At 63.4% G+C, this 9,820-nt stretch carries 10 protein-coding genes; 4 read left to right on the plus strand and 6 right to left on the minus strand.

All coding sequences use genetic code 11. The features are described 5' to 3' along the window. The 4 genes from KDH09_18010 to KDH09_18025 all read left to right on the plus strand — a co-directional run. Positions 1–423 (plus strand): hypothetical protein (locus KDH09_18010; GenBank protein ID MCB0221599.1); only part of this gene is annotated, 423 nt, incomplete at its 5' end. Positions 424–705: 282 nt separating this feature from the next. Next, positions 706–954 carry a DUF1844 domain-containing protein gene (locus KDH09_18015; GenBank protein ID MCB0221600.1) on the plus strand — a complete coding sequence of 83 codons (249 nt, stop codon included), beginning with the start codon at positions 706–708 and terminating at the stop codon, positions 952–954. 39 nt (positions 955–993) lie between these two features. Then, the gene (locus tag KDH09_18020) at positions 994–2,682 is read left to right on the plus strand and encodes a HEAT repeat domain-containing protein (protein MCB0221601.1); all 1,689 of its coding nucleotides are present in this window, start codon (positions 994–996) and stop codon (positions 2,680–2,682) included. Further along, positions 2,679–4,016: an HD domain-containing protein gene (locus KDH09_18025; GenBank protein ID MCB0221602.1), complete on the plus strand. Its 1,338-nt coding sequence runs from the start codon at positions 2,679–2,681 to the stop codon at positions 4,014–4,016. The genes KDH09_18020 and KDH09_18025 overlap by 4 nt, the downstream gene beginning before the upstream one ends. 197 nt (positions 4,017–4,213) lie before the next feature. Here KDH09_18025 and KDH09_18030 read toward each other — a convergent pair whose 3' ends face one another. From KDH09_18030 to KDH09_18055, 6 genes are all read right to left on the minus strand, one after another. Then, a complete protein-coding gene (locus tag KDH09_18030) occupies positions 4,214–4,792 on the minus strand; it encodes a HEAT repeat domain-containing protein (GenBank protein MCB0221603.1) in 579 nt (192 codons plus the stop codon). Positions 4,793–4,800: 8 nt separating this feature from the next. Further along, positions 4,801–5,973 carry a DnaJ domain-containing protein gene (locus KDH09_18035; protein MCB0221604.1) on the minus strand — a complete coding sequence of 391 codons (1,173 nt, stop codon included), beginning with the start codon at positions 5,971–5,973 and terminating at the stop codon, positions 4,801–4,803. A gap of 101 nt (positions 5,974–6,074) precedes the next feature. Beyond that, the gene (argF, locus tag KDH09_18040) at positions 6,075–6,992 is read right to left on the minus strand and encodes an ornithine carbamoyltransferase (GenBank protein MCB0221605.1); all 918 of its coding nucleotides are present in this window, start codon (positions 6,990–6,992) and stop codon (positions 6,075–6,077) included. Beyond that, a complete protein-coding gene (locus KDH09_18045) occupies positions 6,992–8,233 on the minus strand; it encodes an aspartate aminotransferase family protein (protein ID MCB0221606.1) in 1,242 nt (413 codons plus the stop codon). Before KDH09_18045 ends, argF begins: the two co-directional genes overlap by 1 nt. Then, the gene (gene argB, locus KDH09_18050) at positions 8,230–9,168 is read right to left on the minus strand and encodes an acetylglutamate kinase (GenBank protein ID MCB0221607.1); all 939 of its coding nucleotides are present in this window, start codon (positions 9,166–9,168) and stop codon (positions 8,230–8,232) included. The genes KDH09_18045 and argB overlap by 4 nt, the downstream gene beginning before the upstream one ends. Positions 9,169–9,246: 78 nt before the next feature. After that, positions 9,247–9,820 (minus strand): AAA family ATPase (locus KDH09_18055; protein ID MCB0221608.1); only part of this gene is annotated, 574 nt, incomplete at its 5' end.

Genomic DNA, 9,820 nt, shown 5'->3' on the forward strand with positions numbered 1-9,820 from the left:
ATCGTTTCGCGCGGCGACAAGGTCCTCTGGAACGGCGAAAACATGGACCGCAAGGATCTGGTGCGCCTGGGGCGCCGCGCGGTGGAGAACCTGCCCGTCCACCTCATCCGGCAGATGCAGGAGTGGTACCTGACCAGCTCGTTCCGGTCCTACTACGGAAGCTGGAACTATGTGGAGCATCTAAAGCGCGTGAAGACGCCGCTGCACGTCATCAGCGGCGCTGCCGACGGGCTCTGCCCGCCGGCCGACTGCAAGGTGGCCTACGACATCATCGGCACCAAGGAAAAGCGCTTCAGCATCTTCGGCACCGAGCATGGACACAAGATCGACTACGGGCACATCGACCTGGTGTTGGGCATCCATGCCGCCCGCGAGGTCTATCCCGAGATTCTGGGCTGGATCGAGGAGTTTAACGGGGTCTGAGCGCTCTGTGCCCCGCTTGCCTCATCCATGACCGGACTTGACCCGTGACCGGACTACGGGAGAGAATTTACGGCTATTTGCAGCCATCAGGGAGCACTGCCAGCAGTGGAAGAAGAAGAGAAATCGAGTTTTCGCGTCAAGGACAGCCGCCGCTTCACACCCGAGGGAGAGCAGCGTGAAGGCGCCCCCGAGGACGCGGCCGAGCAGAGCAGCGAAAAGGAAGTGCGCGGCGAGGGTTTCGTCGCCCGCGATGGCGAGGATGAACACGGCCCGATTCCCGAGATGAATTTCTCCACCTTCGTGCTCAGCCTGCACGCTTCGGCCGCGATGCACATGGGCCTGGTTGCCGATCCCGAGACCGGCAAGCCGCTTCCGGTTCACCTGCCCATGGCGCAGCAGACCATCGATATCTTGTCTATGATGGAGCAGAAGACGAAGGGCAATCTCAGCCAGGAAGAAGAGCGCCTGCTCGGCGGCGTGCTCTATGAGCTGCGCATGCTCTTCATCGAGCAACGAAAGAAACACGGTTAGTCCCGGGCGGGACCGACCGGTAAGGATACGCGCGAGGCAATGGACACGGCATCGGCAACTTCACTGACGGCACCCGACCGCCGTCTGCAGCAGGCGCTTGAGACCCTGCTGGCCGAGATGCACAAGGCCATCCGCGCGGTCAGCTTCTATCCGCCCGGCCACCCCATTCTCAGCAAAATTCACGAGACCAGTTACGAATACATCGCCAAGGCCTCGAAGTATTTCGGCGAGCTCTCGCTGGAGATCGGCCGTAACCAGGTCACCTACAACGAGACCGTTCTCGGCACCAACAGCGACGTGGTGCGTTCGCTCTGTCAGCACCTCTATCGCCGCCGCACCAAGCGCCTGATTTTCCTGGCGGGCGTCACCTTCGACGAGTTCCAGACCTTCGCCGAAGCGGCAGCGCTGGACCCCGAGGAGCTCTACCTGCGCGGCGGCATGGAGAACCTGCTGGCCGAGCATGGCGTGCGCCACCTCTGGGCCAATCAGATGGACTTCGACCGACTGCGCCGAAAGGCCGAGCCGGCCGAGGGCGCCGAGGCCGGCGAGCCCGGAGAGGGCGGCGCGGGCGCGGAACCCCCGCCGCAGATTCCCGAGCTGCCCGAGAGCGTCGAGGACTCTTCGGACGTCTTTGCCGACTCTCACACGCTGGGCGAGCATCCCCCCGCAGCGGCAGCACCCGAGCAACAGAGCCCACAACACGACGCGCTTGAGCGCATCCTGCCGCTGCTCAACGAAACTACTGACACCGACCAATATTTCGAGGGCGTTCGGCTGGTCATTGAACTCGCGCAGTACTTCGTGCGCGAGCATGACTGGGAATATCTCGTCCGCATCGTCTCGAACCTGCAGGCCCATTCCTCCGACCCGGCGCGCGGCGTCGAGTTCAAGAAGTATTCCTACCGGGCGCTGCGCACCATCGGCACGCCCGAGGTAATCCGCGGCCTGCTCACCGAGCTGGTTACCGAGGGGCGCACCGACGACGAGATCGATTCGCTGCTGCGCATTCTCTCGATCCTCGGCCCCGCGGCGGTCGACGTGATCATCAAGCGCATCGGCTACTTTAAGACGCCCTACCAGCGTAACCTCATCGAGCAGGCGCTCTACCGCGCGGGCGGCGCCGAAAAGCTCATCCCCCTGCTCTCTTCGGATGACGAGGGGATTGTCGCACTGGTGCTGCGCGTGATGGGTCGCGCCAAGCCGCCACAATCGGTTGCGGGCGTGGCGGCGCTCACCCATAGCGGCAGCGAGATGATTCGCAGCGAGGCGGTGCGCGCCCTGCTCAAGATCCGAAATGCCGAGGCACTCAACGCCCTCTACGACCTGCTTCCCAGCAGCGACGATGCCACGCGCGGGCACGTCATTCGCGCCTTCGGGCTCTACCGTGAAGTGCGCGCCGTCCCCGTGCTGCTCAACATGCTGCGCCTGGAGCGCGACTTCAACGTGACGCCCGAACTGCGCACCGCCCTCTTTCGCACACTCGGCCGCATCGGCGGCGAGGAAGCCTGCGAGGGGTTGCTGGAGTTCGTGGGTGAGAAGCGATTGTGGCGTCACAAATACGATGAGGACTTCCTTGGCGCCGCCATCGCCGCGCTCGGCGAAGGCGCCGACAGTCAGGTGCTCAGCAGGCTCATCGATCTCAAGCTCAAGAGCGAGAAACTGCAGGCAGCACAGGTTGCGGCCGTGCGCCGCGCGCAGGCGCGTCTGCAACAGGCGGGGGCCCAATGAAACTCGAAGAAATGGTGCTCAGCCGCTTTGCCGGCGCGGCCAAGGCCCGCGAGCTCTATCCGGCGGGCCACCCCGGCCGCAAGCAATCGCTCGACCATCTAATCGCTGAAATTGCCCCGCTCCACGAGAAGTTCGCAGAGGTCATTGTCGGCGTCATCGACGACACCCTCGTGCTCAACGAGCACCCGCTCTACCAGCTCAGTGCCAGCCTGGAAGACCTGCTGCAACTGCTCACCACGCTCGAAGTAAAATCGATCCACCTGCGGCGTTCGGTGACGGCCGCCGATCTGGATTATCTGTTCGATCTTCTGCTCTCGAAACAGGCGCTCGAGGGCAAGGCCGTCTGGGTCGCCCGGCAGGTGGACGCCAAGCTCGATGGGCACGTGACCGTGCTTCCCGAAGTGCCCGACGCCCACCGGGTCTACAACGATGCCATCAGCTACATGGGCAGTCTGTTCGGTGAGATCCGCCTGGGACAGATTCCCCAGCCCCACGGCGCCTACAACATCGCGCGCGATGTCTCCGAGTGCATCCTGCGCAACGAGCAGGCCATCGTCGGGCTCACCATGATCAAGAGCTTTGACAACTACCTGTTCAATCACTCGGTCAATGTGTGCGTGCTCTCCATGGCGCTGGCCAAGGCCTGCGGCCTCACCGACCCGACGCTGACCGAAGTGGGCGTGGGCGGACTGCTTCACGACGTGGGCAAGACCCGCATCCCCAAGGAAGTGCTCAGCAAGCCCGGCAAGCTCACTGCCTCCGAGTGGGAGGTCATGAAAAGCCATTCGACCCACAGCTATGAGTTGATTCAGGAAATGGGCGTCACCGCCGACGTCACCGGTCGCGCGGCGCTCGAACACCACGTCCAGTACGACCACCAGGGTTATCCGAATCTGGGCCCCGGCAAGAGCGCCCACCCCATGTCGCACCTGGTGGCCATCGCCGACTGCTACGACGCCATCACAACGCTTCGCACGTACCAGAATGCAACCGCTCCGCTCGAGGCGCTCAAGATCATGGACCGACTCGCCGGAACAAAGCTCGACCCCGGATTTTTCGAGCGCTTCGTTGCCATGCTGGGGCTCTACCCGCCGGGCTCGGTGGTACGGCTCGACACCAACGAGGTGGCTGTGGTGATCGAGAACCGGCTCGACGCGCCAAGCGAGCCGCGCGTCAAGCTCATCTTCGACGCCAAGGGCCGCCGCCTGCCCACGCCGATCAACCTGGATCTGGCCAGCCAGGACGGCCCGCCGCGCGCGATCATCGCGACCATCGATCCCAGCCTGCGCAACATCGATGTGAGCCAGTATCTGGCGGCCGAAGGCGAGTCCTGAGCCGGCGCGACTTCAGTAGAAGTCATTCTTGACTGACGTTCTCCATCTGCTGTCATCCTGAGCGCAGCGAAGGATCGCGTAGAGGCGGCGTGGACGCAATTTTTCGGGATGCCCTGCATCCCTCAGAATGACAACTCCCCGAATGAACCAATCGTGGGCTGATTTCCAACGAGAAAGGGCGATCACATGATCGCCCTTCAGATTTCCAGATCTCCCAGCGCCGCGGCAGCAGAGCGGCGAAGGCGCGGCGGTCCTTTTTCCAGAATCATCAGTAGCTGGCCCTCGGAATCGCGGTCCCCCACCTTGCCGAGGGCCTGGATGGCGGCGTCCACCACGTCGATGTCCTTGCTGCGAAGGCCCGCGCGAATGGCTTCAATAATGTTGGGGTGGCGGAAGTTGGGAAGTACGGAGAGGATTTCCACCTTGGTCGTCGTATCGGCGCTCTGCAGAGCTTCGGTGAGCGGGCCCAGAGCGCGATCATCGTGCATCTCGCCAAGTGCGCGGGCCGCCGCCGTGCTGATTTCGGCGTCTTCGCTGCGCAGGGCGTAGACGAGCGCCTTCAGTGAGAGCTCGCTGCGAATGCGTCCGAAGGCATAGATCACGCGGATCTTCTCGACGTGGTTGCCATCGCGGAAGCGCTCGACGAGCGCATCGAGATCGGCATAGGCCTCGAGTTTTTCAAGCGCGCGCGAAGCAGCCTTGCGAACCGACTCGTCGGAGTCCTTGAGGGCAGCCCGCAAGGCGGCAAGGCGTTTTTCGAGATGATCGTTCTCCACGACTCCGCCTACAGTTCCTTGAGCGCTTTTTTCGCGACGTCATTCTTCTTGTCGATCCTCGTGACGTCCTTGTAGAGCTCCTTGGCCCGTTCGCTATCGCCCAGGGCGCGGTTAATCTGCGCGGCGAGCATCAGATACTCAACCTCTTCAGACTCCAGGATCGCCGCCGACTCGGCCATTTCCAGCGCCTCCTGCTGAATGGACTGGCCACCGCGCTTCATTTTGGGCATGAGCAGGCGCGCCAGCTCGTAGCGGGCAGCCGCATGGCTGCGATCGGCATCGACCACCTTGCGCAGCAGATCAATGGCATCGTCGGTCTCGTGCATGTCGATTTTGCGCAGTGCCTGCTTGAAGTCGTTGCCGGCGCGAATCTTCCCGACCTTGCCTTCGAGCATGGCCAGGTTGCGCTTGTATTCGTCGTTGTAGGGGTCGTAGGTCGAGGCGAGCTTGTAGGAGGAATAGGCCCCCATGAAATCGCCGTCGTGGAGCTGGCGCTCGGCCCCGTCGGCCAGTTCGCGCGCTTTCTGAATCTTTTCCTTCACCGCCTGGAAGATGGCGCTGTTCTGGCGCGTCACTTTGGGCTTGCTCGGCCCGCTCGACTTCGCCGCCGTCTTCGACTTGACTTTGTCGGGCCCCAGCAGCAGTTTCAGGCGGTTGTCGATCTTCGCGCGCGTATCTGGATCACTCAGGTCTTCGTAGGCCTTCGTCACCGCAGTGAAGGCCCGGTCGATCTTCTCTTCCCAGTCGCCCACTTCCTGTCCGTAAAAGTTGTCGGGATGAAGCAGCTCGGTCAGCCCGTAGTAGGCGAGCTTGATGTCCTTGAGCTTGGAATCGCGCGGAACGCCCAGGATCTCGTAGGGATTCTGCTGGTCCTCGGCACGGTGGATTGCCTGGATGCGGCGGCGGGTATCGGAGTCGATGCCGGAGGTATCGGGCGCGGTAACCATGAGCTGGGCGCCGGACTTGTCCTTGAACTGGACGACGCCGTCCTGGGCCAGGGAGGTCAGCAGTTCGAGCGTCTGCGCTTCGGGCAGGTTCGAGACCGCGCACACGCCCTTGACGTTCGTGATGCCATCGATGCGCGAGAGCAGAAAGCCCTCCTGCGCACCCAGTTTGAGCTTGCTGAAATCGGCGCCCGGCACCATGACGGGAATGGCATCAAGTGGAATCGTCTGTTCCATCGCCCCTGCGTGCAACTCCTTCACCAACCCGGACGGCCTGTGGTTCAAACCACCCGCCGCCGGTCGCCCCCAAGATTAGCGCAGCCAATCACTCAACAAAATCAGCCAAGTAGCTCTACCAATAGCGCTTTTTGCGCGTGGAGTCGATTTTCCGCCTCATCGAAGATGACCAGCCGCGGATCGCCCTCGAGCTCCGCTTCTATCTCTTCGCCCCAGTGCGCGGGCAGGCAGTGAAGAACTTTGGCCTCCGAATCAGCATGGGAGAGCAGCTCGCGCGTGATGGCGTAGCCCTTAAACGCCTTGCGCCTCCGCTCGGCTTCCTCTTCCTGCCCCATGCTGGTCCAGACGTCCGTATAGAGCACGTGGGCGCCGCTGGCGGCTTCCACCGGGTCGCGGACGACGTGCACCTTGCCGGGGCCGCCGATGCGCTCGGCCTCGTCGAGGGCGCGGCGGTCGGGCTCGAAACCCTCCGGGGTCGCGATCCACAGGTCGATGTCCAGTAGTGCTGTGGCCAGGATCCACGAGGTTGCGACGTTGTTGCCGTCGCCCACATAGGCCACGCGAAGCCCCTCGCAACGGCCAAAGGATTCCTGGATCGTGAGCAGGTCGGCGAGGATCTGGCAGGGATGATTGTAGTCGGAGAGCCCGTTGATGACCGGCACCCTGGACCAGCGCGCCAGTTCGATCACGCGCTCGTGCCCGCTGGTGCGCAGCACCAGTCCGTGGCAGTAGCGCGAGAGGACCTGCGCGGTATCGCGAATGGTCTCACCGCGACCGAGCTGGATGTCCCGGTGGGAGAGAAAGATCGCGCGGCCGCCCTGGTCGGTGATTGCCACTTCAAACGAGACGCGCGTTCGCGTCGAGCTCTTCTCGAAAATCATGCCGAGGGTCTTGCCCGAAAGGCGCGGTTTCTCGCGGCCAGCCGCCCGGTCGGCCTTGAGCTCGGCCGCCAGCGAGAGCAGGCGCAGCACTTCCTCGCGCGTGAGATCGGTCAGGGCAATGAGATCGCGCTTGGCCATCACGCACTCTCCGCCGTGGCGGCCAGCGCCTTGTCGAGCGCGGCGAGCGCCTGCTTTATCTCGCTCGTCTTGATCAGAAGCGAGGGGGCAAAGCGAATCACCTTGGGACCGGCTGTTCCGAGCAGCACTCCCTGCTCGCGCGCGGCCTGCAGCACCGGGGCCGCTTCGCCCGAGAGTTCGCAACCCACCAGCAAACCGGCGCCACGGATCTCGCGAATCCGGCCCTTGTACTTGCCGGCCAGTTCTTCGAGTCCGTTGCGCAGGATGGTCCCCTGCTTGTTGCAGTTGGCCAGCGTGCTCTTCTTCGAGAGCAGCCCGAACGCGGCGATCGCCGCCGTGGTCGCCAGGAAGTTGCCACCGAAAGTGGTGCCGTGGCTGCCCGGCGTCATCAGCTCGGCCAGCTCGCCGCGGCTGAGTACCGCGCCGATGGGGAAGCCGTTGCCCAGCGCCTTGGCCAGCGTGAGCACGTCGGGCTCGACGCCCACGTGCTGGTAACCAAAGAGCGTACCAAGCCGGCCCATGCCCACCTGCACTTCATCGAAGATCAGAAGCACGCGGTTATCGTCGCAGAGTCTTCGCAGTTCCTTGAAGAACTTCGCGCTCGCCACGTTGACGCCGCCCTCGCCCTGGATGGGCTCAATGAGAACGGCGCATGTTTTCTTGGTAATCGCCTTCTTGAAGGCCGCAATGTCCCCAAAGGGCGCGCGCTTGAAGCCCTCGACCAGCGGGCCAAAGCCCTCCTGGTATTTTTCTTTGGGCGTTGCAGAGAGCGCGCCCAGCGTCCGGCCGTGGAAGCCGCCCTCGGCCACGACGATCTTTGTGCAGTTCTTACCCTTGTTCGTCGTGCCCCAGCGCCGCGCCAGCTTGATAGCGCCCTCGACCGCCTCGGCGCCCGAGTTGCAGAAGAACGCCTTGTCGGCGAATGAGTTCTTCGTCAGCAGCTCGGCCAGCTTCACCTGGGGCTCGATGAGGTAGAGGTTCGAGGTGTGAACGAGCGTGGCCGCCTGATCGGCAATGGCCTTCGCCACGACCGGGTTGGCGTGTCCCAGGGAAGTCACGGCGATGCCGCTCAGGCAATCGAGGTAGCGATTGCCGTCGGCGTCGATCAGGTAGCTGCCCTCGCCCTTCTCAAAGGCGAGATCGCGCGGGCCGTAGTTGGGAAAAAGAACCTTCTGCGCCCGCCGCGAAATGGACCTGCTCTTTGAACCCGGCTTGAGTCCGGACTTGGCGCTCTTGCTCATGACGAGCTACCCCCATCAGCGACGTTGGTCGGGGCGACGCTCGCCGAGCGTCCCGCCAGAAACATCTCGGTCCCAATACCCATGTCGGTAAAGATCTCCAGCAGCGTGGCGTGGGGAATCCGGCCGTCGATGATGTGGCCCTTGCCCGCGCCTTCGCGCAGCGCCTTGATGCAGCACTGCACCTTGGGGATCATCCCGCCGCCGATGATGCCGTTGGCAATGGCGGCCTCCGCCTCGCGCGCGGTGAGCCGCGAGTAGATCTTGCCGTCCTTGTCTTTGACGCCCTCAACGTCGGTCATGAGGATGAGCTTCTCGGCCTCCAGTGAGGAAGCGAGCTGACCGGCCGCCACGTCGGCGTTGATGTTGTAGGTATTGCCCTGATCATCGGCGCCAACGGGCGCGACGATGGGAATGAACCCGCCGCGTGCAAGGGTGTGCAGGATCTCGGGATTGAGGTGTGCGACCTCACCCACGAATCCCAGGTCACCCGCCGGGGTTCCGTCGGGCGCAGGGGCCAGCTCCATCTTCTTGGCCGTGATCAGACCTCCGTCCTTGCCGGAGATGCCCACGGCCTTGCCGCCGTGCTTCTTGATGAGCGAGACGATGTTCTTGTTCACGCGGCCCACGAGCACTTCTTCGACCACCTGCATGGTCTCGGCATCGGTGACCCGCATGCCCTGAACGAAGTTGCTCTGGACGCCAAGACGCTCGAGCTGGCGGCTGATGGCCGGGCCGCCGCCGTGGACGACGACGACGTGAATGCCGATCAGGTGCAGAAGCAGGATGTCCTCGGCAAAGCTCGACTTGAGCTCTTCCTTGACCATGGCCGCCCCGCCGAACTTGATGACGAAGATCTTGCCCCGGAAGCGCAAAATATAAGGAAGCGCCTCGAGGAGCACCTTGGCTTTTTCGATGTAGCGTTCGACCACCACGATCGCCTGCCTCGCACAAAAAGAAATTCGGGGCCCTTCCGGGCCCCGGAAAGGGCGATTATTGGACCAAACTAGCTGAAATTACAAGATGTACCGGGAGAGGTCCTCATCCTGGACGATGCCGGAGAGGGTGTCGCTGACGTAAGCGGCGTCGATGCGGATGGTTTCCCCCTTGCGCTCTGGGGCGCTGAAGGAGACCTCTTCGAGCAGTTTCTCGAGAATCGTGTGCAGGCGCCGGGCCCCGATATTGGCGGTTCCGGCGTTCACCTTGACCGCCACATCGGCGATTTTCGCAATTCCGTCACCGGTGAACTCGACCGTCACGTCCTCGGTATCGAGCAGCGCGGCATACTGGCGGGTGAGCGCGTTCTCGGGCTCGGTGAGGATGCGCACGAAGTCCTCGTCGCTGAGCGAGTCGAGCTCCACGCGGATGGGGAAGCGCCCCTGCAGCTCGGGAATGAGGTCCGAGGGCTTGGAGACGTGAAAGGCGCCGGCCGCCACGAAAAGGATGTGGTCGGTGCGCACCATGCCGTATTTCGTGTTGACGTTCGAGCCCTCGATGATGGGCAGGATGTCGCGCTGCACGCCCTGCCGCGACACGTCCGGACCGCGCGACGCGTCGCTCCGGCCCGCGATCTTGTCGAACTCGTCGATG

Source organism: Chrysiogenia bacterium, from assembly GCA_020434085.1.
In the GTDB taxonomy this organism is placed as follows: Bacteria; JAGRBM01; JAGRBM01; order JAGRBM01; family JAGRBM01; genus JAGRBM01.